General features: G+C 54.8%; 19 protein-coding genes. 10 read left to right on the top strand and 9 right to left on the bottom strand.

Features of this window, described 5'->3' with window-relative positions; genetic code table 11:
* Positions 1-31 precede the first annotated feature (31 nt).
* The 3 genes from IDH45_RS01035 (at position 32) to IDH45_RS01025 (ending at position 4,621) form a co-directional block, all read left to right on the top strand.
* Positions 32-2,350, top strand: coding sequence for an ATP-dependent DNA helicase (locus IDH45_RS01035; RefSeq protein WP_223836276.1), 2,319 nt, complete (start codon positions 32-34; stop codon positions 2,348-2,350).
* Positions 2,351-2,837: 487 nt separating this feature from the next.
* Positions 2,838-3,272, top strand: a complete 435-nt coding sequence (locus tag IDH45_RS01030) for a DUF1641 domain-containing protein (RefSeq protein WP_190923805.1) — start codon at positions 2,838-2,840, stop codon at positions 3,270-3,272.
* Between the two features lie 170 nt (positions 3,273-3,442).
* Positions 3,443-4,621: an NAD(P)/FAD-dependent oxidoreductase gene (locus IDH45_RS01025; protein WP_190923804.1), complete on the top strand. Its 1,179-nt coding sequence runs from the start codon at positions 3,443-3,445 to the stop codon at positions 4,619-4,621.
* 553 nt (positions 4,622-5,174) lie between these two features.
* Here IDH45_RS01025 and IDH45_RS01020 read toward each other — a convergent pair.
* The gene (locus IDH45_RS01020; RefSeq protein WP_223836275.1) at positions 5,175-6,371 is read right to left on the bottom strand and encodes a YeiH family protein; all 1,197 of its coding nucleotides are present in this window, start codon (positions 6,369-6,371) and stop codon (positions 5,175-5,177) included.
* 210 nt (positions 6,372-6,581) lie between these two features.
* On the opposite strand from IDH45_RS01020, the gene IDH45_RS01015 reads away from it, so the two are divergent.
* A complete protein-coding gene (locus tag IDH45_RS01015) occupies positions 6,582-7,475 on the top strand; it encodes a LysR family transcriptional regulator (RefSeq protein WP_190923802.1) in 894 nt (297 codons plus the stop codon).
* Positions 7,476-7,611: 136 nt separating this feature from the next.
* Here the strand turns inward: IDH45_RS01015 and IDH45_RS01010 are convergent, their stop codons facing one another.
* Positions 7,612-7,974 (bottom strand): VOC family protein, encoded by a 363-nt coding sequence (locus tag IDH45_RS01010; RefSeq protein WP_190923800.1) that lies wholly within the window; start codon positions 7,972-7,974, stop codon positions 7,612-7,614.
* Positions 7,975-8,191: 217 nt separating this feature from the next.
* Here IDH45_RS01010 and IDH45_RS01005 point away from each other — a divergent pair, with 217 nt between their 5' ends.
* Complete coding sequence (locus IDH45_RS01005) at positions 8,192-8,941, top strand: DUF4097 family beta strand repeat-containing protein (RefSeq protein ID WP_190923799.1); 750 nt, start codon at positions 8,192-8,194, stop codon at positions 8,939-8,941.
* Positions 8,942-9,044: 103 nt separating this feature from the next.
* On the opposite strand, the gene IDH45_RS01000 is transcribed toward IDH45_RS01005, so the two are convergent.
* The 3 genes from IDH45_RS01000 to IDH45_RS00990 all read right to left on the bottom strand — a co-directional run bounded on the left by IDH45_RS01000 (position 9,045) and on the right by IDH45_RS00990 (position 12,704).
* Positions 9,045-10,106, bottom strand: coding sequence for a potassium channel protein (locus IDH45_RS01000; RefSeq protein WP_190923797.1), 1,062 nt, complete (start codon positions 10,104-10,106; stop codon positions 9,045-9,047).
* Between the two features lie 142 nt (positions 10,107-10,248).
* The gene (locus tag IDH45_RS00995) at positions 10,249-12,066 is read right to left on the bottom strand and encodes an ABC transporter ATP-binding protein (RefSeq protein WP_190923795.1); all 1,818 of its coding nucleotides are present in this window, start codon (positions 12,064-12,066) and stop codon (positions 10,249-10,251) included.
* 5 nt (positions 12,067-12,071) lie between these two features.
* Positions 12,072-12,704: a PadR family transcriptional regulator gene (locus IDH45_RS00990; RefSeq protein WP_190923794.1), complete on the bottom strand. Its 633-nt coding sequence runs from the start codon at positions 12,702-12,704 to the stop codon at positions 12,072-12,074.
* A 285-nt stretch (positions 12,705-12,989) separates the two neighbouring features.
* Between IDH45_RS00990 and IDH45_RS00985 the strand changes: the two genes are divergently transcribed.
* Together IDH45_RS00985 and IDH45_RS00980 are read left to right on the top strand one after the other, a co-directional pair.
* Positions 12,990-13,376, top strand: coding sequence for an AbrB/MazE/SpoVT family DNA-binding domain-containing protein (locus tag IDH45_RS00985; RefSeq protein WP_190923792.1), 387 nt, complete (start codon positions 12,990-12,992; stop codon positions 13,374-13,376).
* On the top strand, positions 13,377-13,673 hold the full coding sequence (locus tag IDH45_RS00980; RefSeq protein ID WP_190923790.1) for a type II toxin-antitoxin system RelE/ParE family toxin: 297 nt from the start codon (positions 13,377-13,379) through the stop codon (positions 13,671-13,673).
* A gap of 84 nt (positions 13,674-13,757) precedes the next feature.
* Here the strand turns inward: IDH45_RS00980 and IDH45_RS00975 are convergent, their stop codons facing one another.
* The 3 genes from IDH45_RS00975 to IDH45_RS00965 are packed head-to-tail and all read right to left on the bottom strand — an operon-like array spanning position 13,758 to position 15,332.
* Positions 13,758-14,588, bottom strand: a complete 831-nt coding sequence (locus tag IDH45_RS00975) for a tetratricopeptide repeat protein (RefSeq protein WP_190923789.1) — start codon at positions 14,586-14,588, stop codon at positions 13,758-13,760.
* 4 nt (positions 14,589-14,592) lie between these two features.
* The gene (locus IDH45_RS00970) at positions 14,593-14,811 is read right to left on the bottom strand and encodes a hypothetical protein (protein ID WP_190923787.1); all 219 of its coding nucleotides are present in this window, start codon (positions 14,809-14,811) and stop codon (positions 14,593-14,595) included.
* Positions 14,811-15,332, bottom strand: a complete 522-nt coding sequence (locus IDH45_RS00965; protein ID WP_190923785.1) for an RNA polymerase sigma factor — start codon at positions 15,330-15,332, stop codon at positions 14,811-14,813. Before IDH45_RS00965 ends, IDH45_RS00970 begins: the two co-directional genes overlap by 1 nt.
* Positions 15,333-15,715: 383 nt before the next feature.
* Between IDH45_RS00965 and IDH45_RS00960 the strand changes: the two genes are divergently transcribed.
* A complete protein-coding gene (locus IDH45_RS00960; protein ID WP_190923784.1) occupies positions 15,716-17,071 on the top strand; it encodes a dicarboxylate/amino acid:cation symporter in 1,356 nt (451 codons plus the stop codon).
* Positions 17,072-17,542: 471 nt separating this feature from the next.
* On the opposite strand, the gene IDH45_RS00955 is transcribed toward IDH45_RS00960, so the two are convergent.
* Entirely contained in the window at positions 17,543-19,822 is a 2,280-nt protein-coding gene (locus IDH45_RS00955; RefSeq protein WP_190923782.1) for a helix-turn-helix transcriptional regulator, read from the bottom strand.
* A gap of 370 nt (positions 19,823-20,192) precedes the next feature.
* On the opposite strand from IDH45_RS00955, the gene IDH45_RS00950 reads away from it, so the two are divergent.
* Positions 20,193-22,160, top strand: coding sequence for a right-handed parallel beta-helix repeat-containing protein (locus IDH45_RS00950; RefSeq protein ID WP_190923780.1), 1,968 nt, complete (start codon positions 20,193-20,195; stop codon positions 22,158-22,160).
* A 36-nt stretch (positions 22,161-22,196) separates the two neighbouring features.
* The gene (locus tag IDH45_RS00945; RefSeq protein WP_190923778.1) at positions 22,197-23,861 is read left to right on the top strand and encodes an extracellular solute-binding protein; all 1,665 of its coding nucleotides are present in this window, start codon (positions 22,197-22,199) and stop codon (positions 23,859-23,861) included.
* The last annotated feature ends 17 nt before the right edge of the window (positions 23,862-23,878 follow it).

Below are 23,878 nucleotides of genomic sequence, written 5' to 3'. Positions count from 1 at the left end.
GCGCCTAAACAATCGAGCGGCAGGTGAGGACATGTCCGAGCAGATCGTCTACATTTCCGTGCGGGCGCTTGTGGAATACGCCTATCTCGGGGGCAGCATCGAGGCGGGCTTCCAGTCCGGAGCTCCGCTGACGGAAGGTACGAAGGCGCACCGGGTCATTCAGCAGACTTACAAGGAAACGGACCGTAAAGAAGTGTATGTGCAGGGCGAGATCCCGTACGGCGGGCTGGTATTTCAACTGGACGGGCGCTGCGACGGGCTCCTTGGCGGGGAAGACGGGACGTATACGATCGACGAGATCAAGTCCACCTCCCGCGACCTGGAGCTGGTCGGGGAGGATACGCACCCCGTGCATTGGGCACAGGCGTTATGTTATGCGTATCTGTATGCCAAAGCCGAGCAGCTCGGGCACATGCGCGTGCGTCTGACCTACATCCACCGGAAGACGGAGGAGCAGAAACGGTTCGAACGGTCGGCTGGATTCGAAGAGCTGGAATCGTTCGTCCGGGGCCTCGTGGAGTCGTACGCCCCCTATGCCGTCATGCAGACGGACCACGCCCGCCGCAGAGACCGCTCCATCAAGGAGCTGGCGTTTCCGTTCGCATCTTACCGGCAAGGACAGCGCAACTTCGCTGCGGCGGTATACAAGTCGATAGCGGACAAGAAAAGGTTGTTCGCGAGAGCCCCGACCGGTACGGGCAAAACGATCTCCACGCTGTTTCCTTCCGTCAAGGCGATCGGGGAAGGGCTGCTGCAGCGCTTTTTCTATGTGACGGCGAAGACGACGACGCGGACCGCTGCGGAGGAAGCCTTTGCGTTCATGCGCTCCAGGGGGCTTCATATGCGCTGCGTGACGCTGACGGCCAAGGAGAAGATCTGTTTCAAGGAAGAGACGATCTGCCATAAAGATCATTGTGAATACGCGGACGGTTACTACGACCGGATACAGGGGGCTATCCTGGATCTGCTGTCGGAGCAGAGCGCAATCACCCGGGAGGTTGTAGAGACGTATGCGCGCAAGCACCGGGTGTGCCCGTTCGAATATTCGCTGGATGCCGCCTACGCCGCGGATGCGGTCATCTGCGATTATAATTATGTATACGATCCCCGGATTGCGCTGAAGCGGTTGTTCGAGGAGCAGCGGAGACGAACTGTGGTGCTGGTCGACGAGGCTCATAACCTGGTGGACCGGGGGAGAGAGATGTACTCCGCCGCTTTGACGAAGGCGCCTTTTCTCGAGCTGAAGCGGCTGGCCAAAGGACTCAGCCCGGCGCTCCACGATGCGGCCAAAGCGGTGAACAACGCGTTCATCCGGCTTCGCAAGGAGCATGCCGAGCAGAAGCATGTGGTCTTTCAGGAGGCGCCGCTCCTGCTGCTCCCGCTGCTGGAGTCGTTTGCCGGGATTGCCGAGGCGGAGCTTGCGGGCCCCTCATCGGCGGAGCTCCGGCCGCTGCTGACGGATACGTATTACGCCGTCCAGTCTTTTATCCGAACATACGGTTATTATGACGAGAAATATGTAACTTATGTGCTGTTTGAGAGAAGCGACGTGACGGTGAAGCTTTTCTGTCTCGACCCGTCGGGGCTGCTCCGGCAGATGGGAAAGGGGTACCGCTCGCACGTCTCGTTCTCGGCGACGCTTGCGCCGCTGGCGTATTACCGGGACATGCTCGGCGGGGATGCTGACGATTACACGATGGCGATCCCGTCGCCGTTCCATAAGGAACAGCTGGACGTGCTGCTGCTGCCTCTGTCTACCCGCTACCGCGACCGGGAACACTCCTACGCGCCGATCGCCGATCTGTTGCACCGGGTTACGAGGGAGCGGGCGGGCAATTACCTTGTATTTTTCCCGTCCTATGAATATATGAATGAGGTTGTGGCCCGGTTTGCCGAGCGCGAGCCGGCCGGTCCGGTACTCGTACAGAGCGGCGGCATGTCCGAGGAGGAGCGGGACGCATTTCTGGGGGCGTTCCGGGAGGACGCCGAGCTGCCGACTACCGGCTTCGCTGTCATGGGCGGCATTTTCTCCGAAGGGATCGACCTGACGGGCGACCGTCTGACCGGGGTTGTGATCGTCGGCGTAGGACTGCCTCAGCTCGGACTGGAGCGCGATTTGATCAAACGGTACTTCGACGAGACGGGGAAGAGCGGATTCGACTACGCGTACAAATTCCCGGGCATGAATAAAGTGCTGCAAGCCGGAGGACGGCTGATCCGCACCGAGACGGACCGCGGAACGCTCGTGCTCGTCGACGACCGGTTCCTTCAGCCGGGGTATCGCGTGATGCTGCCGGACGAGTGGAAGCCGGTTCAACTGGTCGGCGAGGACGGGAGAGACGGCCGATAGGTAAGTCAGGGTCGCCCTCAAGAAGGAAAGCGCTGGCATAACGATGCCGCCCAAAGATGCCTGGAAAATAACCCCGCTAAGGGGGAAGAACGGCAGGAAAAACAGGTTCGGACACAAAATATTCACAATTGTCGAAAATTGTTTTTTCCCAATTTTACAGAAGAGGGTATAATAAGAATCACATAGAGTTCCGTCTGTACCTGTTCCTGCTCACCGGCACAGAAAGACATGATTTTGCGGCTTGAACGCCTGAACGACCAACCGGGAAGCGCCTAACGGCCGCGTTCCGGCCGTATTTGTGAAAAATGGTACAAATACGCAGGTATTCGAGAATTTCTATCGCTAACTTACGGATTTACTCGTTAAACGGGGCTTGTTCTCCGGTTTACACCGTTTCTCTTGCGAAGAAGCGTCACGTCTACCTGGCTTGAACAGGGATTGGAACAAAACAGGGCTTCTATTTTAATGCAAAGGAGGACGTTTACTAATGTCACAAACATCCACGCAAGAAGCGGCGCTTACTTCCGCTCCCGCGGCACCACAAACGGATGTGCTCGATCAACTGATGAAACCTGAGGTGCAGCAATCGCTAACGGTGTTGGTCGAGAACTTGCCGAAACTGGCCGAGATGGTCACGATTTTGACGAAGACGTATGATGTCGTCCAAAACGTCGTAACCGACAAAGTACTGATTGATGATCTGAAAGTAGGTATGGAGGAGTTCGTGAAGCCGATAGCGGATAAAGCTAAAGGCGTCGCCGCCGCCGCGATTGAAGCTAACGACCGCACCCAAGCGGAAGCGAGCACAATCGGGCTGTTCGGACTGCTCAAAATGCTGAAAGACCCGCAAGTTCAGCAAACGCTTCGCTTCGCTCAAGCTTTCCTGGAAGTGCTCGGCGAGCGCAAAAATCAAAACGGCTGATTCCCGGCAGCAGCGACACAAAAGGCGTATGGAATCGATTAGCCGCTTTTTTTGCGGTAATTTTTCATTTCCCGGTATGGAAGCTTGGTGTCGCTTCCGGGCGATCAAGCAAGGCTGCGTGTTCATGTTAGGTTTCCCAAAACGCGCAAATCAGGACGGAGGATAACAGTATGTCGAAGCAAATAGTAATTTTGGGCGGCGGCTACGGCGGTTTGCTCGCTGCATTGACGACGCGCAAATATATGTCGGCTGAAGAGGCTACGATTACAGTCGTCAATCGGTTCCCGACTCACCAGATCATTACGGAGCTGCACCGCCTTGCTGCTGGCAGCCTGAACGAAAAATCCGTGGCGCTTCCGCTGGAGAAGCTGCTGCGCGGCAAACAAATCAATCTGATGATTGATACGGTTCAAGAAATTACCCCGGATCAGAAGCAAGTGAAGCTGGCCGGCGGCGCTTTCCTCCGTTACGACGTTCTGGTCGTGGCGATGGGCAGCGAAACGGCATTCTTTGGTATTCCGGGACTGCAGGAGCACAGCTTCACGCTGAAGTCGGTTAGCGATGCCAACAAGCTCCGCGCCCACATCGAAGCAAGCATCGAGAAATATAGCAAAACCAGCGACAAAGCGGACGCTACGTTTGTTGTCGGCGGCGGCGGCCTGACTGGTATCGAGCTCGTTGGCGAACTTGCGGACATGCTGCCTCAGCTGTGCAGCAAATATGCGGTCGACTTCAGCGAAATTTCGCTATATTGCGTAGAGGCGGCTCCTTCCATCCTGGCTGGATTCGCCCCTGATCTCGTGCAGCGCGCGCAAACGAGCCTGGAGAAGCGCGGCGTAGAATTCCTGACCGGACTTCCGATTACGGAAGTGAAGCCGGGCGAAGCGTTCCTCAAAGACGGCCGTTCGATCGTAACGAACACGATCGTATGGACCGGCGGCGTACAAGGCAACTCGGTTGTCGCAAACTGTGGCATCGAAGTCAACCGCGGCCGTGCTACGGTAACGGAAGGCTTGCAGTCGACTTCGCATCCTGACATCTTCGTGGCAGGCGACAGCGCTGTCGTGATGAGTCCGGAAGGCCGTCCGTTTCCGCCAACCGCTCAGCTTGCTTGGCAAATGGGCGAAACGATCGGCTACAACATCTTCGCTTACTTCAAAGGCGCGACGATGAACACGTTCCAGCCGGTATTCTCCGGTACGCTGGCCAGCCTGGGCCGCAAAGACGCGATCGGAACGATCGGCGGCAACCAGACGAAGCTGAAAGGCGCGCTGGCTACGTATATGAAGGAAGCGAGCAACATTCGCTACCTGAGTCATATCAACGGTTTGTTCACGCTGGCTTATTAATCGGCTGCGATGAGAAAAGGGTGCCCTCGGCACCCTTTTTTTCGTAGGGAGTATGTGTAAGTTTTCAGTAAGGCTGTCCCTATGCTGGAGTGAAATGAGGGGCTTCCTTATAAGAAAAGGAGCCTTACCCCCTTAGTTAAGGGAGGCGGCTTGGTGTAGCAATGGAGGGAATATTCCTATTCAAGATTCGCCGAAAATCAACGGTTATTCATAGGTGAAGCGGAAGAGTTACTTCCATTATTCCCGCGATGTACGTAATTTTCACGCTATAGCGGAAGTTTGGTTTCCGTTATTTCGGTTTTTTGGGGGATACGGGCGATTATCCTGGAAATAGCGGAACAAAGGGTTCCGCTATACGTCGAATTCCTGCTGCAAAAATCAGATAACGGAAGTATTACTTCCGGAAGAAACTTCACAGGCTGCGGTTGAAGTCGATTGCCTGCTGGCCTGCTGCAACAAACGTATGGACTTGCACGCCAAAAAGCTGTCCGGACGCGCGTATCCTGGCGGGGTTTTCTTGGAGCAAGCAATCCGCAGACAACTGCAGCCCCACTCAGATAGTAAGGTAAGTCAATACAGACAGCAGAACCGACGTAACGGTCATCGCCAGCAAAGGCTTCAACGCTTTCGTGCGGAGCTGCTTCAGATTGACGTTCAGGCCGAGTCCGACCATGGCCATCGACAGAAGTACGGTAGTAACGAGAGATACGCCATCCAGAACCGAAGCCGTTACGGGAATGTAGTCGCCGAGCACATAACTGCCGATAACGCTCATCGCGATAAAACCGACCATAAACCACGGGAATTCCACTTTAGTCCCGGACTGAAAAGTACCCGAACGTTTCTTCCAGCCGATCAGCAGCAAACAGAGCGGAACGAGCAGGAACACGCGTCCCAGCTTGGCGAGCAGTCCCGTCGCCAGCGCGTTCGGCCCCCCGGGCTCGGCCGCCAGTGCCACATGGGCGATCTCGTGAAGGCTGACGCCGGACCACGCTCCGTATTGGTCCGGTGTTAACGGTAGCAGCGGCAACAACAACGTATATGCAACCGCGAATAGGGTGCCGACCAAGGCGATCATACCGGCGCCGATCGCCGTGTCTTCGTCCTTGGCGTTTATGATCGGAGAGACGGCCGCGATCGCCGCCGCACCGCAGATGCCCGTGCCGATTCCGACCAGCAGCGTTAAGGCCGAGTCGGCTTTCAGACGTTTGCCGATCCAGACGGTGAGCGCGATGGCGAATGCGATCGTGGCCGCATCGCGGACCAGCAGGCCCAGCCCTTCATTTAAAACCACGTCGATGTTCAGCTTTAGTCCGAACAGGACGATAGCGAGCCGCAGCAGCGTTTTCGAAGAGAAGCGGATGCCCGCCCGGAGCGGCTCCGGATACCCGCGAAAATGACGGTAAGCAACGGCGACGCCGATCGCGCAAGCCAAAGGCCCGGCCCGGTTGAAACCGGGCATTTGGGCGAGTCCCCAGCCCAGCATAGCGAGCGCAAAGGTAAAGGCTACTCCGTACGCCCACAGCCGATACGACGCTGGTGCGGTTGTCCCGGCATGCCGCTGCGTGGCCTTCTCCGATGGGGGAGCGCCAGATCCAGCGTTTCTCCCCGTAGTTTTTGCCGTCTCTTCGGCTTGTCGTGCGTAGGAAGCCGACGCCGCGTCCGGGCGTGTATCCGGCGTCTTGTCCGTTTGATGGTAGGTGAGATCAGGCTTTACGCCCGGTGCCATCCTTCTGTTGGGTACAGTCATTCTGAGCACCTCCGGTTTCGTCACCTTCAGCATACGGCGTTCCTTGAAATAAGGGAAATAAATCGTTATGATATAAACGATAAGTTTTAACTTATGATTGGATTGGGTTTTAAGATGGACGGTCAGATTATCGGATTCTCGATCCTCCTCACCGGGCGATGTATTTGCGATAACCTGTTAACGATGACATGACATGGCGGGGGAGTTTAGATGGATCAGGCATTGCTTGTCTTTATTACGGTTGCGGAGAAAAAGAACTTCACCCGGGCGGCGGAAGAGCTGCATATGACGCAGCCGGCGGTAAGCCAATATATCCAGATGCTCGAGCGAAATGCCGGAACGAAGCTGCTTGACCGCAGCAGCAAGTACGTTCAGCTGAACAAGGCCGGCGAGATCGTCTACCACCATGCCAAAGAAATCGTCGGATTATATTCGCGCATGCAGTACCTGGTCGACGATCTGCTGCACAAGGCGACCGGGCCATTGGCGATCGGGGCGAGCTATACGTTCGGGGAGTATGTGCTTCCGCGTATTATCGCCAGACTGCAGGAGCAGTATCCTTTGATCCAACCGGCGATCACGATCGGCAATACGAAGGATATCTCGGAGGGGGTAGCCGGAAGCGAGTTCGAGATCGGCATCGTCGAAGGCGAATTTCCTCATGAGAAGCTGCATATCGAGCCTTTTGCGGAGGATCTGATGGATGTCATGGTGTCGTCCGCCCATCGGCTGGCCGGGCAGGAGCCGGTGGCAATCACGGACTTGGCGGAGGAGACCTGGATCGTACGGGAGTCCGGTTCGGGGACGAGAGATGCGGTGGAATCGATGTTCGCGAGGCTCGGATTCCGACCGAGGTCGTTTATGGAATTCGGCAGCAACCAGCTGATCAAAGAGTCGGTAGAGGCGGGGCTCGGCATTACGCTGCTATCGAGATGGGCCGTCCGCAAAGAAATCGCCCTTGGCACTTTGAAGCGATTGCATGTACAGGGAACCCCCGTTGCGCGCCGGTTTTATTTGATCACTCCCGCAACGAAGTTCCACACCCGGGCCGCGGATGTGTTCCGGGAGCTGCTGCTGCTGGACCGGGCTTCGATTCCGCTCTGATGACATGCCGGAGCATACGTATGTGCGGAACTTGCCCGCAGCCCGGGAGATCACCGCGAAGCGTTCAGGTCGCCTTTTCATCTTTACACCGATTCATGCCGTCCCTCCATCCGGAAGCGGCTGCTTGCCGAACCGTTCAGCCTTTCAACAAAAACGAATTCCCTTCCTCATCCACAAATGCGACGTAGGTGCCCCACTGCATCGTTTTCGGCTCCCCTTGGAATAAAACCCCGTTGCGCTTCATCGTCTCGTAAGTTGCACCAATGTCCTCGCAGTCGAATACGAGGGACGGCTTCAGCTCGCTCCAGTTGTCCATCATACTTCGCGGATAGATAACGAGCGCCGTTTCCGCGCCAAACGGAGCGACCTCGATCCAGCTTCCGGAAGCGCCCATCGGCGTTTCCCTCACAATATGGAATCCGGCTTTCTCCGACCAGAATGCTTTGGAGCGCTGCTGGTCTTCTACGTATATGGCCGCCGTTGCAATTTTGGTAATCACCTGCGAATCCCTCCTGTCCATTCCTAGTATGCCACCAAGCGCAACGGAACATGATGCTCACCTCACGCCCCGGCGGTTCGGTCTGCAGCCGTATGGCAACTCGACCTCAGACCGGGTCCCAATACATTCCGAAGTCCGTAGAGCGGGGGAGGGGGCAATGGTATGATGGTAACAGGGAACAACAGGGCGAGAATCAAGAACATTAGGAGTGACGGATATGTGGAAACGTTGGGGGCTGCCGGTATTGCTGGCGGGAATGATCGGGATAACGGGCTGCGGCTTCGCGATGAAAGAAGGGAAGAGGGAGCTGGAACTGCCCGCACAATCGATAGAAACGCTTCAAGTGGATACCGCGTCCGGCGACTTTACGATAAAAGGCGACGATCAGGCGGATTCGATCCGGGCGGTCGCTACGATTCGCAGCGCCCAGGGGGCGGAGGATAAAGCGGTGGTGTTCACGCTCGAGAAGGACGGCAAGACGGCCAAGCTGGTCTCCCGATTCAAGTCGGAGTTCGGCTTCAACAACCGGTCGATGGATATTACGGTAACGGTGCCGTCCAAGCTGAACGTGACGGTAGACGACGAATCGGGTGACTTGCACATTTCAGATATACAAGGAGACGTCAGCATCATTGATCAGTCCGGAGATATGGTTGTTAAAGGCGTTCAGGGCAAGATCGAGATCAAGGACCAGTCCGGGGATATCGAGATAACCGGCTCTTCCGGTGACGTGAAGATCGACGACCAATCGGGTGATATGAAGATCCGCAATCATACCGGCGATGTGACGATAGAGGACGAGAGCGGAGAGATCGAGCTTCGTGATATCAACGGCAGCGTCGTCATCGATGACGAGAGCGGCGACATCGTCATCCGGGGCGTGGAAAAGGATGTTACGATACGCAGCGACGGATCGGGCGGCGTAGAGGTCAGCGACGTGAAGGGATCCTATACGAACAAAAAGTAGTACGGGTAGAAACCGATCGGATGAAGGAACGGAGAGTGAGAACTGAAATCAAATCGAATCCGATATAATGGGAGCAGGAGAGCGGATAAAAGCCCTCCTGCTTTTATTTTAAACTTGTATTTCGGCCGCTGGGGGTTCCACCGATCAAGCGTGTATACGTCTCGCTGTCGCAGATAACAAACAGCTTGGCGTCTTCGGGAATCGGCTCATCCAGTCGTCGGCTGACGTTAAGATTGTCGCCATCAGAAAGCAAGGTTGCGCCTTCCCGCAGCAGTTCCTCGAAGGCGTCGCGGAACGTTTTCCATTGAGGACGTTTGCGGATCTCGTACAAATCGCCGCCCTCGTGGCTTGTCAGCAGCTGCGAGACAAGCCGTGACGCCCCGTGGTTGAAGGCGGAGCGCACCGCAAGCCGGGACACCGTCTCCGAGCCGACGATAAATTCATCTACTTTCACATGTGTAAAGTTCGGTATATTGTTCCGGTCCCTTACTTCCACAACGGTATGGACGTGTTGAAAGTATCGCTCGATCGTTGTGGCGATCAGCAGCGTTTTGCCGTCTATAAACGAGCTGTCCCGGATGAATAGCTGGTTTTCCGTCATATCGTCGGCGAATAAAAATACGGATCTCGCTTTGGATAGATTGGCGCTGTCGAGCGTCTCCCGCAGCACGGGATTGCCCTGAATATAGTGGACCCGTTCGTCGGAGATGGGAGTTTTCGGGAGCTGGGCAATCAGGACGATCTCCGCTTCGGGGTCGCTTCGCCGAATTTCCTGTATGGCGAGTTCGGCGTGTTTGCTCCAATCGATCAGCACAAAGTGACTTTCGCCCGTGTAACGCAATTTGCCCTCCTCCTTTTTGCGGTGATATGCGAAGATGAAGTCGATCATCTTGCTGATAACGACGGATATAAGGCTGATCCCGAACAAGTACAGAAATATGCCAAGCAGCTTGCCGGGCACGGTGTGCGGATAAAAATCCCCGTATCCGACCGTAGTGACCGTTGTCATCACCCACCAGAAGCCGTTAAACGGATTCTCGTAGGTTTCCGGCTCCAGCCAGTAGATCAAAAACGAGCTGAGCAGCAGGAGAAGACCGGCTGTTCCGAAAACGACCCGGTTGCTCATATGAATCATGCGTAGAAATAGTCTGCTGAAAAATAACATGCGAGCACCTCCCTAAAGGACGCCGGAACGAACGGCCGTATGTCCGTTTGAAGGGAATTATATCACACATAAAGTGAATTGCGCGACGAACGTCTCGGCATCCCGGTAACCGTGCATGCGGAAGGTTGCGCTCTCTATAAAGCTAGGTCGGATTTGGCTCGCCCTGATCCTGCGGAAACTGCAAATCGTACAATCTGCGGTATTTGCCGTTTAAGGCGAGCAATTGGTCGTGCGTACCGGACTCGGCGATGGTGCCTCTGTCCAATACGACGATCCGGTCGGCCGACTGGATGGTGGAGAGCCGGTGGGCGATGACGAGACACGTACGTCCGGCCAGCAGGCGGGACAGTGCGTCCTGAATCAGATGCTCGGACTCCGTATCGAGCGATGCGGTCGCTTCGTCGAGCACGATCAGCCGCGGATTTTTCAAGATCGCACGGGCGATCGACAGGCGCTGTTTCTGGCCGCCAGACAGCTTCACGCCGCGCTCCCCGATCTCCGCATCGTAGCCGCTGGGGAACGATACGATAAAGTCGTGAGCGTTCGCCGCTCTGGCTGCCGCCATAATCTCCGCCTCGGTCGCATCGGGCTTGCCGTAACGGATATTATCGCGCACCGTGCCGTTAAAGAGCACGATATCCTGCGACACGACGCCCATCTGCTCGCGCAGCGACTTCAGCGTAATGTCCTTCAGCTCATGACCGTCCATCGTAATGAACCCTTGCTGCGGGTCGTAGAAACGGGCGATCAGATGCGCGACGGTCGATTTGCCTGCGCCGGACGGTCCGACCAGGGCGGTCACTTTGCCCGGATTGATCTCCAGATTGAAATCTTTCAGAACCTGCACGTCGCCCCGGTAGGAGAACCCGACGCCGCGAAACCGGATATGACCGCGGACGGGCGGGAGCGGGATCGCGTCCGGTTTTTCCGTCACTTGCGGTTTCGTCTCCAGCACCTCGGTGATGCGCTCGTAGGCGGCGGCAGACTGCTGGATCGTATTCAGAATGCGGCTGAAGTGGCGGATCGGATTTTGCAGCAGCCGGAGATAAGCGAGAAAGGCGACGATCGTACCGACGGTCAGGTTGCCGCGGATCACCTGCCAAGCGCCGAATACGAGGACCGCGACCATCCCGAGGTAGTTCAGCAGATCGATGATCGGCTCGTAGACGGCACGCAGCCGGACGGTGCGGAGGTTCGCTCTCATATTCGTTTCGCTTCGGACGGCGAACCGCTCGGACTCGTAGTCTTCGTTCGCGAACGATTTGATCACCCGGATGCCGCTTAACGTATCCTGCAGATGATTGCTTACTTCGGCTACGGATTGCTGGACGGTTTTGAACGAGGAGCGAATCCGCTTGCTGAACATTCTTGTGGTGAACAGCATGAGCGGGAAGGTCGCCAGCATCAGCAGCGTTAACTGCCAATCCACGTAAAACATATATAGGGCGATAGCGGTAAAGGTGAACAGGTCGGTCGCAATCTGCATCATGCCGTTGGAGACGAGCTGCTGCAGCATGCCCACATCGCTTGTCACCCTGGACATCAGGTCGCCAGTCCGGTTGCGGTCATAGTAAGCCATGTCGAGGTTTTGCAGATGACGGTACAGCTCGTTACGCAAATCGAAGATCGCGCGTTGCCCCACGGAAGCCAGCGTAGTGCTGCTCCAATAGCCGAACAGCCCGAGCAGTACGGCCGTCCCAAGCACGCCTCCGGCAATCCAGGGCAGTACCTGGTAGTCTTTCGCCGGAATCGCGACGTCGATCGTGTAGCGGGTGAGCTGCGGGATGACGAATTCAAGCAGCGAGTTGGCGATCAGGCAGACGAGTGCAAGTAGCAGAAGAGACCAATGCCCTTTAACGTGGAAAAACATCCGTTTGTACATATTCCGGATCGTCTTGTCTTTGATTTTCGTCGGCGGTCTGTCATCGTGAGGCCGCGTTCTTCCCCACCGGTTCTCCATCGCGATCACTCTCCCCGTCGAGGCTTCGATTGGATGGCAGATGTATCGTCTCTATCAGTATCTTCCGACTCCGATATATCGGTAACATCGTCAGCCGCCTGATTTCGGTCACGCGATTCTTCGGTTCGGCCGTCGGTAAGAAGCGTCCGAAGCTCCTGCAGCGACGTGTTCAGAAACGATTCGTATTTGGCGGCGTAACCGGCCGAGAAGGACGCCTTTTTCTCCGCCTTCGTCAGCAGCCGGATCAACTCGAACGTATCCCCCAGCCGGCGCTCCCGGGAGGAGAGCGGTTCCGCATCCAACCGCTCGCACTCGCTGCGGCTCTGTTCATTCCACTCCTTCAAAGCAGCAAGGCCGGCGGCCGTAGCCCGGTACACCTTCTTCCCGCCTTCCTCCTCGGGATCGATCCAGCCCCGGTCCTCCATCATTTGCAGCGTCGGGTAAATCGAGCCGGCGCTTGGCGTATATCTGCCGTCCGAACGCTCTTCAAGCGCTTTCATCATCTGATAGCCGTGCATCGGTTCCTTGGCCAACAGCTCCAGCAAGGCAAATTTCACATTTCCCCGGCCAAAATAACGTCTCCCGGGTCCGCCGCCGCGTCCTTCTCCCCGGCATCCCCAATCCGGTCGTTTTCTCATATCGGATCATCTCCATCTATTCGAATTAACGATATATCGATTTAAAAATAAACGATATATTGTATTGTTGTCAACGGGGGATTGTGCCGATGGGACGGGAAAGTTTAATTTAATTAAATCTTTCCTGTAAATGTCTATAGGGATCTTTCGAATGAAGGCGGCCTTTCTGAACAAATTCATTTTGATAAAGAGATGTAAAACTATAAAATTTCGTGTAAAGTAGGAAGTAAGGAAACAAAGAAATTTGTTTTCTAGGAATAAAACAAATAAAGGAGGGATAATATTATGGCAATAGCAGATGAGGCGGTGGGCCGTATGGATTGGAAACGTGCGCGTGTCTCTCCAAAGCGCCAAGTTACAATTCCTCAAAAGCTCTTTGAACAAGCAGGGATTAAAGATGAAGTAGAATTCGGAATTAAGGGAAATCACATCATCATGCGCCCTGTTCGTGAACATGTGGGGAACGACTATTTTGCGGATCTTATTTTAGCCGATCTAATCAAAGAAGGATTTACAGGCGAGCAGCTATTGGAAAAATTCCGCCAAAAACAAGGCGAACTTCACGTTGCAATTAAAAAATTAATAGCCGAATCCGACAAAACAGCCCGTAGCTTTAAAGGAACTGGCGACGACGAAACGGAAGACATTTTTGGCGACGTTATGGGGGATTAGATGCTTCCCGTTACCTATCTTAGTCCCGCAAAACGATATTTTAAGAAGTTGGTCGAAAAACCGCTAAAGAAAGCTTATTTGGATGCAATAACAGCGATTCGACTTGATCCGTCAATAGGGGAACAAAAAACAGGCGACTTAACCGGCGTTTACGGGTACGATGTTTCTTATCAAGGCACGAATTATGAGATAGCCTACCGGTTAGAGGAAAATGAAGCCGGCGAACTGGTAGTCGTCATTCTAGCCGGTTCCAGAGAAAACTTCTATGAAGAGCTAAAACGATATCTTAAGAACTGAAACTCGCCCGAAGATTAATCTCGGGCGGTTTTAATTTGATGTGACTATATAGAAGTTACATAAATAGTTCTGCTGTCCATATCGTCAATAAGGAGTATCCATCCCCTTCTTTTTATTCTCCACCCTTTGAAGCTCCCGCTGCGGCCATTCCGCTTCGTGGTGGAACCCATTGGCATGAAGAAACGATACGATTTCCTTCCATTCGTGAATCGCTTCCTCCAACCTTCCCGCATGCTCCAGCAGAAACACCGCCGAGAACCGGGTACGAATCAGCTTCGGATCCAGCTCGCGGGCTTTCTCCCAATAGCCTAAAGCATGGTCTAACCGGCCAAATTTGGCGTGCTGCTCGCCGACTTTCTCATGCAGCTCGGCATTGGCCGGGTCCAGCTCGCAGGCGCGTTTCCACGATGCAAGAGCGCTGTCGATCATACCTTGTTTGGCGAAAAGCTCCCCTTCCAGCAAGATCAGATCGAATTGTGCCGGATGGATCTTTAGCCCCGTTTCGATCACTTTTCTTGCCTCTTCCAGCTGAAACATTTTCAAATACACTTCAGCCAGCATCGTGTAACCTACCGCATCATCCGGTCGGGCGTGGATCCATTTTTTGTAATATTGTACGGAACGGTTATCTTCCAATGCCCGCGAACGGAGACGAACCAACTGCCGGTGAAAGGCGGGTTCCTCCGGGCTTAGCTCAATGGCCTTTTCCAAGAGTCCCGCTGCCTTTCGAATCTCTCGACTCGCCTTGCATTCGTGCAGGTAGCTCAATTGTCGAAGCAGGTCGGCGTTATCCGGGTTTTCGGATATTTCTTGGGTAAGCCGTTCATGGGCTTCATCAAAATACTTCGGTTCTCCCTTCGATTCATACAAGCGAATCAATTCCTGGATCCGATCCTTGTCATGTTCATGGGGCATGAATTTATGCTCCTTTCTTGTAGTTGGAATGAAACGGTTCCGCCATCTCCTCGCAGACAAGTTGAAGCAGCAGTCCTTGCGAAGATGGAGGTCCGCTAAGTTGTTCAAGCAGCTGGTCGGCTAAGGTGCGTGCGATTCGTCGTCTTACATCCTCGAAACGGTCTGGAGCTTCTTCTCCAAGCTGGTTTCGCAGTGCTGCCACCAACTCTTCGTGAAATGTCATCAGCGGTCGCCTCCAAATTGGTTCTCCAGATGGTGAAGCGCTTTTCGATACTTCCATTTGACGGTACCTTCTGGAATTTGCAGAATATCCGATATTTCGGAGTGGGTGCATCCGTTAAGAAGCTTCAGGATAACGATTTGGCGTTCCGGGTCCCTAAGGCTGTTTAGGATCTTCATGACGTAGAGAGTGTCTACAATTTCCGTTTCCGGATTGTCGGCAGATGCCCGGGTGTCGATCTGTTCGCTCGGAACGGAAGTCATCCTGGAAGTTCGCCGAAGCGTGTCGTAGGCCAAATTACGGGCGATCGTAAACACCCAGCTGCGCGGACTGGTTCCTTTTTGGTACAGCCCGGCCTTCGAATAAACTTGCACGAACGTGTCTTGAGTCAAATCTTCTGCCAGTGCCCGGTGACTCACGATAGACAAAATATATCCGTATACAGGCACTCGCAATTCGGAGTAAAGCAGCTCAAGCGACTCGATCCGGCCCCTGCTTATATCCTCCAGCCACTTCTCTTCCATCGGCATCCTCCCTTCCCCTATATAACGATTGAAGGGTTCTATTTAGTTGGTGAATGTACATAAAAAATGACGAAAAAACATGGAACCGATCGGCTTGATCATGTTTGCGTGTAATCGGCTTCATCCACTCAGGAATGTTTGGTCCCCGGTCAAAATACATTGATAGCGAATAGAGGAAAAGTGCGGAGGAAAAGAACCGATAGCTAGTTCGGCAAATAGGAAAAAATAAATCGACTGCCGCTTTATTCCGAGGAAAAGCGGGATGGGAGAGGGAGGTTCGGCTATCCGAAAAAAAAGATTGACAACAATGTGAAGTCGGGAGTATTCTTATCATCATAATTCCCATTGGAAATATCGGAATAGATCAAAGGAGATGGAAGGCTATGAAAAACAACTTGTGGACAGCGCTTCAGACGAACTGGGTCAGCCTCGTGGTCTCGATTATTATAATCGGCGTGCTGTTCGTGCTGGCCAGGAAACGGGTGGGCTTCGGTACGCGAGTGATGCTGGCGCTCGGACTCGGTCTCGTTGCCGGCATTATTTTCAACAGTTTCAAACTTGATTACAAAAGCGTCAGCACGATCGGGACGATCTACGTCAACCTGATCAAGATGCTCGTCATGCCGCTCGTATTCGTACTGGTCATCAACAGCATCGCCCAGCTGTCGAGTATCGGGCAGCTTCGCAAAATTGGTATTAAAACGATATCGTGGTTTCTGCTCACGACCGGAATTGCCGCCATCATCGGGTTGATCGTCGCTCTGATCATCGATCCGGGAGCGGGGATCGAAGCTGCCGTTCCGAAGGACTACAAACCTCGCGACATTCCGACGTTCTCGCAGGTCATTCTCGAACTGGTTCCGTCCAACCCGATCAGCGACGCAGCAGCCGGCAAAGTGGTACCGGTACTGATCTTCGCTATATTCGTAGCGGTAGCGATCATTCACGTAGGCTCCAAGAAGCCGGATGTCGTCGAACCTGTCAAAACGCTGATTCAATCGTTGACGCAAATTTTGCACCAAGTCGTGAAGTACGTCATCCGTCTTACTCCGTACGGGGTGTACGCTCTCGTCGGCTCCATGGCCGCCCGTTACGGTCTCGAAACGCTGGCTCCGCTGGCTAAAATCATTACAGCTTCTTATGTTGCTCTTATCATTCATTTCGTTGTTGTCTTCGGCGGACTGGTCTGGCTTGTCGCCAAAGTGAATCCGATCAAGTTTTTCCGCAAAGCGTATCCGACGGTTGCCGTTGCGTTTACGACGCGGAGCAGCTATGCGACGCTGCCGGTGAACCTGGAAGTGATAACGAAGCGGCTGCGCGTATCGCCTAGAATCGCGAGCTTCGTGGCCCCGCTCGGAGCTACGATGAACTTTAACGGTTGCGGCGGAATATGGCCAGCGATCGTGGCGATTTTCGTAGCGAAAGTATACAACATTCAACTGGGCTTGTCCGAATATATTGTGCTTATTCTCGTGGCCGTTATTTCCTCCATCGGCGTTGCCGGTGTACCGGGGCCTGCTACGATCTCGACTACGGTCGTGCTGACTGCGCTTGGCTTGCCGATCGAAGGTATGGGGCTTGTCATCGCTGTCGAATCGGTCATCGATATGGGCCGTACGGCTGTGAATGCGACCGGTACGACGGTCACCTCGCTGCTCGTGGCGAATGCCGAGGGTGAATTCGACCGCGAAGCGTTCGACCGGGACGAAGAAGATCCGCTTGATGTCAGTGTAGCGTAATGCTGCTGGTATTCACTCTTGTATGTTTTGCAAATCAGGCTGCTGGGACTACTCCCGGCGGCTTTTTTGTATAGTTTGTCGTGGAAACGCTTCGTTTAGCCGCTTTTCATAGGATCAAAAGGTCTTCTTCCTTATCGAGTCAACGAGCGACGCAGTTGCTTATCGTTGGCTGCTGCCTGTACCTTCTGCCCTGCTCAAGCGGGGAAGGAACCGAATAGGAGTGGTTTGCATCCTCTATTTTGTCCGAAAACCCGCTTCGGCATGGAATAAGAGCGGTTCGAAGCTGCTAAAATCGGCGAAAAGAGTCCACTCCCCATCAGTGGGCTGAAATAAGAGTGACAAACCGCCTCTATCCGCTTTCGTTTTTCGAAAAGGCCGAAAATAGAGGTTGCCAGAGACTCCTATTTTGTTCTGACCCAAGGGGGCATACGTTTTGGCGAAGTCGTACTTGATCCGAGGAAACGCCTGCCTCTACGTCTGTCCGTCCGTCGCGTCTGCATGCTCGCCCCGGATGTCTCCGGTGGCGATCCCCCGGCGGTACTCGCCCGGTGTAACATTTGTCAGCCGGCGGAACATGCGGATAAACGAGTTGGCGTTGCGGTAGCCGACTTTCGCGGCGATCTCGTGGACCTTCCAGTCCGTCTCGGCCAGAAAACGCTTCGCCTGGCGAATGCGGACGCCATCGACGCTATCGCTGACGCTTTGTCCGGTTTTCTCTTTATAATATTGCCGCAAATAGCCGGGCGATATGTTCAGCTTGTCGGCGATCAGGTCCAAGTACAGATCATCTCCATACCGTTGTTCGATAAAATTGCGCACAAAATCGACGATCGGGTCTTTTTGCGCCCGCTTCTCCTCCAGGAAGGCAGCTGTTTGGCGCAGCAGGCTTTCGAGGAACGTCTCGAATTGCTCCGAGGAAACGAACGTATCGATTTCATCGAACGGCGATTGTTCCGGATGCAGCTCCCGGGTATCGATGTTGTTGGCCATAAGCGTCAAAAGCACCTTGGAGACGATTGTATGGGCGAACTGCTTGTACACCGACTCCCCGGCATCGAGCTTCCGCAGTCTTTCGAGCGAACGGCCAACCAGGCTTCCCATATTGCGCGCATTGCCTGCCGACAGGCTATCCATGAACTGGCGCTCTTCGTCCGGCGTGAACGGAGGAGGCTCATCCGGCGGGCTCGGGTCTGTAATGATCTGCGTTTCGTCGTTCAGCTTGCGCTTGCGGATCATGGCGCCGGCTTCCCGGCAAGCCGGGGCAAATTCCGGCGGAAGACGCAGCTGCGGATGGAAGGCGATCGTCAGATGATAGTACCGCTTGTCATGATCGAACACTTGCTTCAAGTAATGAAGCTTCTCGAACAGGACGGTTTCGGCGCCCTCGTCTTTGGGAAACACGATAGAGACGATCACATCCTTCTCGATTTGCAGGGTTACGGAATCGGGAAAAGCCTCATTAAAAGTCAAATGAACAAACTCCAGGACATAAGTCGATTTCCGCTGCCATTCGGCCGACGGCTGCACCCGGTTTATGTAATGAATATGGAACATTACGAAGAAATGGGCACGTTCCCCGTCGATCAACTGCTGGACGTCTTCGTGATTCAGGTTCGTATCCTTCAGTTTGTCGAGATAACCGTATTTACGCAGTAACGAGTCTTTCCGGTGCATCGAATCGAACATCCGGTCGATGCCGTCGCGGATCTGCATGAACTCGTGAATATTACTTCGTCCGGCTGCAGCCGTCATCCCGCGCCCATGCTTCAACGATTCCAGAATCGTCTGGATCGGACGGCGGATTTTGCTGCTGAGCGGTACGGACAAGACGAGGCTGATCATAACGGACAGCGTTATGAATCCGATGAGGATAAGCCTTAAACCGTTCATTTGCCGGGATATGTGCTCGAAGGGGATCACGTTGACATACGTGAGCCCGGTAGCCGCGCTGCGGTGCGTGAAATAGTATTTGCCGTGAATCGGATGCGTTCCGCCTTCTCCGAAGCGCAGCGGAAGCTCGTCTGGGTCAAGTCCGGCCGAACGGTAATACAGACTACCCGCGTCGTCGACGATATAGAAATTATCGTTAACCGACAAGTGCAGATGCTCGAACATGGCGGCTGCGTCCAGCATCGCGCCCATGTAGGCATGGCTGTACAGCTTGCTTTTGACGATCAGCGGGAAATAAACCCCGGACCCGGACAGCGAAGTATCCAGACGCGGCGTCTGGAACGTCGCCGCAGGATATAATTTCATCGAATAATCGAGTTCGAACTGTCTGGTCCAAAATTCGCGGGGATAAGCCTCGGATTTATAATAATTCTCAAACATATCCTGCGACGTGTGCAGGCTTGTTTTGTTCATGAGGCTGTCGCTATCCCGGTAGTAGACGAAGGCATCGTTCACATACAGATTATAATCGTCGGCAATCGCCTTGAATTGCCCGATTACGCGGTTGATCGACTCGAAGCCGACGCCGCCGTCGCTTCTCCGGTTGTCCAGACCGTCCAGTGTTCCGTTGAAGTAGAAGCTGTCCAGCAGATCGTTTAACAAGCCGAGCTGCTTCTCATACCCGTTCGCCGTATTCGACAGGTTGAGCGTGTTGTAGCGGATTAATTCGTCACGGATACTTCCCGAAAATACGTGAAACGATAAGGCGTTAAAAGCGAACGAAATCGCGATCACGGTCGAAAAGCCGATCATCAGCCTGACGAACAACGTATTTCGGAACCATCGCAAACGGAACGTCATGCGGAAGCCTCTCCTTGATCGGGAATAAGGTCAGAGCGGATACAGGTCTCCTCGGACGGGCCGGTTGGCTGACCGGAGCCTGAACGTTCTGCGATCCCGCTATCTGCTGCTGACACCGTGCTTGTCGTTAGGTAACGCATCTATTATGGCAAATCGTGCGGGCTAACCCTATATGCAATTTCGCATACCTTATTCCATTATGCATTGAAAACGCTTTATCAGACAACAAGTATGCAGGAAAGTATATAAAATGCTCAGATGGTGATTTCGGTCTGCCAGCCGGTTCGCTACGATAGGGTGCAAGGCCGTGAGGCGTTCGGCATCGAGGCAGCATGCATGGGAACGGCCCAATGCAGAGGAGGCGGACTACATGGGCGAAGCGGAGGAATGGAGCGGGGCGGCGGAATCGGAATCGGGAAGAACCGGAGGCCGGCAGGAGGGCGCCACAGTTACGGAGACGGAACGGCCGGGAGCGGGCGAGCAATCCGGTCATGGAAAGGGACAGCGGCAGCGTATGGCGGATAGCGCGGATAGCAAGCCGTTAAATCGCAGAGGCATGCTCGCGGTGATGGGCATGACCGGCGTCGGGTTATTATCGGCAAGCTTGCTGAATCGGACATCGACATCGGCAGGAGCCGGGAGCGTGAGGGCTGCCGTTTACGGTCCGGGGCCGGCCTGGGCCGGAGATTCCGTCGTCCCGGTCACGATCGCTGAACTTCGGACGATTGCTTCGGCGGACGAAAGCTGTCTATATTACGTAACGGACCGGGGACGGGAAGGGATGTTTGTCTACGATCCGGCTGACGCGACAACCGCCGACAATAACGGCACGGTATTCGTTTCTTCTTCCGGGGCGAGATTCAAACGGATCGTCGGGGAATCGGTCGATGTCAAATGGTTCGGGGCGTTCGGAGACGGCTACAATCATCCGTTATCCGATACGTTCGCAACCTTGGCGGCCGCCAGAGTATGGTATCCTCACGCCAAGGCGCTGTCGGACGAGACGGATTGGTGCGCCATCCAGGCGGCGATCGAAGCGGTCAAGTCCGGAACGACCGGAACGACCGTTGTCTGGATTCCGAGCGGAACCTACATCGTTAACCAGGCGATTCGGGCGGAAGTGGACAATATCGTGCTGCAAGGGACCGGAGCGTCCGTTATCTCGCTGGAGACAGACTATATCGCACTGCTAGTAAACAAAACGACTCCGCCCTCGACGACGGTGGAGCCGGTGCGCAATGTAGTGGTGCGGGATTTAACGTTTCAGGCTGTCAAAGGATTCGGACCGAGCAATGCGGGCATCGTCGCCCTGAACCATTGCATCGACGTACTGGTCGACAACGTGCGGGTCATCGGCGATTCGGCCCAACTGACGGCAAGACAGCGGATGACGAATGGCATCGCCACATCGCAAGGGACGAACGGCGTCCTCCGCAACTGTGTCGTGGACGGCGTCAGCAAACCCGGCTATTATGTGGCCAACGGCACACGCGATCTGCGAGTGGAGGGCTGCGAGGCGCGCAACGTCTCCGGACATCTCGGAGCTCAGCCCGGCATGGGGGTGTCGGGGGCCGACCGGATTCAGTTCGTACACTGCAATTCGCACCATAACCAGGGGGCGGGACTGCAAATTTCGACGGACGGTTATCCGGCTCCCGCAGGTACGCCTGCCACTAACGTTCAGGTGATCGGAGGACAGTTCCACAACAACCAGGGGCACGGCATTCTGACAGGGACGAACGTTCCCGGACAGTATCCCCGTCATTTTCAGATCATCGGGGCGGACACGAGCAACAATAAGCTGCACGGCGTCAATATTACGGGAGGACATCACGTAACCGTCACGAATCATACCTCTAAGGAAAACGGCAGCGGCGGCATCCTTATCGACAACGGAGCCGGCTTGGTAACCAACGTCGACGTGATTAACCCGAACGTATACAATAACGCGCAGTTGCTCACCATCGGCGGCATCGTCATACGCGGCGCGAGCCGGGTGACAGTACAGGGCGGGCGCGTATTCGACAGTCAGGAGACGAAAACGCAAGATTACGGCATCGAATTTTTCCCGCATGCGGGCGGGGTGAAGCCTTCCGATATTCGGATCATCGATGTATCCTCGTTCGGCAACAAGCTGAGCGATTACGCGCTCGGCGTCGTAGAAGGCGCCAACGTGGAAGCGACAACCGGCTATTACCGGATTCAGGACAACGGCACGCCGGAAAGCGTACTGTCCGCGCCTCCGGGCTCCGAGTATACGGACACAGCCACAGGAATCCAATATGTCAAGCAATCGGGTACGGGTCCTACGGGCTGGAAGCAGGTGTCTCTGCTGTAGCCGGAGCCTAGCCTACCAGTTAACGGGGGGATAGCGATGAGAAAGGTACGGTCGTCTTGGGCCATATGGATTGGATTGGCCGTGATGCTGCTTGTGGCGGCCTGCGACTACAGCGACAATACCGCGGAGAAGCCGAAGGCGACTGAACCCGGTCCGATCCCGATCCTTTTGGAGGCATGGACGCCAGCCAAGTACGATCCGCCTATTGAATTCACTACGGTCGCCTTCAGCATTCCGTCGGTTAAATATGCCCGCGGCGACGATATTAGAAACAACCCCTGGACCCGTTATATCGAGCGTCATCTCGGCATCAAGATCAATACCGCTTGGACGGTTCCCGAGTCGGAGTATGTGAAGAAAAGCAATCTGATGATCTCGTCCGGCGAGCTGCCCGATTTTTTTGCGGCTACTCCGGCGCAGTTCAAGCAGCTCGCCCAGGCCGGTTTGCTCGAGGATCTGACGTCCGTTTACGACAACCACGCTCCCGAAATTGTAAAAAAGGTCATTCGGGATGCCGGTTCGGAGGTGATCCGGTCGGCTGAGATTGATGACAGGCTGATGGCGATTCCTTTCACCGGGACGGCCAAGGAAAGCCCTCCTATTCTATGGATTCGCAAGGACTGGATGGAGAAGCTGGAGCTGTCTGCACCGAAAACGATGGATGACGTATGGGCCATATCTGAAGCGTTTACATTCAAAGACCCGGACGGGAACGGCAAGCACGACACGTTCGGCCTCGCGCTCGACCGCGATTTGGGACTGGCGATCGGCCTGCTGACCGGCTACCATGCCTACTGGGACATTTGGCTCGAGGGTAAGGACGGCAAGCTCGCCTACAGTACGATTCAGCCGGAGATGAAGCGGGGACTGCTCCAATTGAAGGAGCTGTTCCAAGCCGGGCAGATCGATCCGGAGTTTACGGTCAAGCCTGCATTCAAAGTATTCGAGGGCATCGGCTCCGGTAAAATCGGCATGATGGCGGGGGCCCGGGGCTCTGCGAACTATCCGCTTGCCAGCTTGACTCCGGACCGGGAATGGCAGGCGTATGCGATTCCATCCGCGGACGGCGACCCGTTGCTGTATCCGTTGCAGCTGAATATATACAAATATTATTGGGTTGTGAAAAAAGGGATGAAGCACCCCGAAGCGCTGCTTCACATGCTGGAGTTGTGGCTGAACGCTTATTATTTCAATACGTCGGAGGAACTGTTCTATACGCTTATCAACCCGAGCCGGGAGGACAAGTCGGCGACCTGGTCGATGGCGCCGATCCGGATCTATTTGCCGGACAACAATATTGAAAATTACAGGCAGGCAGCGGCCGTACTAAACGGCACCTTGCAGGCCGGGCAACTCGCCCCCGAACGACGCAACGTATACGAACGGACCATGCAGTATTTGAGCGGGGACCAAAAGCTGTGGGGCGAATACGCCCAGAACGGTCCTGGCGGGTCCGGGGCGATCATCGACGACATCATCCGGAACGACCGGTTCCTGCCGAACCGTTATACGTCCACACCGACTCCGACTATGACCGAGCGGGGCGAGGCGCTGAACAAGCTCCGGGACGAGACGTTTCTGCGCATCATTGCGGGAGCCGCTCCGATCGAGGAGTTCGACAATTATGTGTACGACTGGAAAAGGCTTGGCGGCGATGCGATTACACAGGAAGTGAACGCTTGGTACGCTGCGCAAAAATAATATAGAGAGAAGGGTCT

The organism is Paenibacillus oceani (assembly GCF_014705615.1).
Taxonomy (GTDB): domain Bacteria; phylum Bacillota; class Bacilli; order Paenibacillales; family NBRC-103111; genus Paenibacillus_AB; species Paenibacillus_AB oceani.
This window is presented reverse-complemented; position numbering and strand designations above follow the sequence as displayed.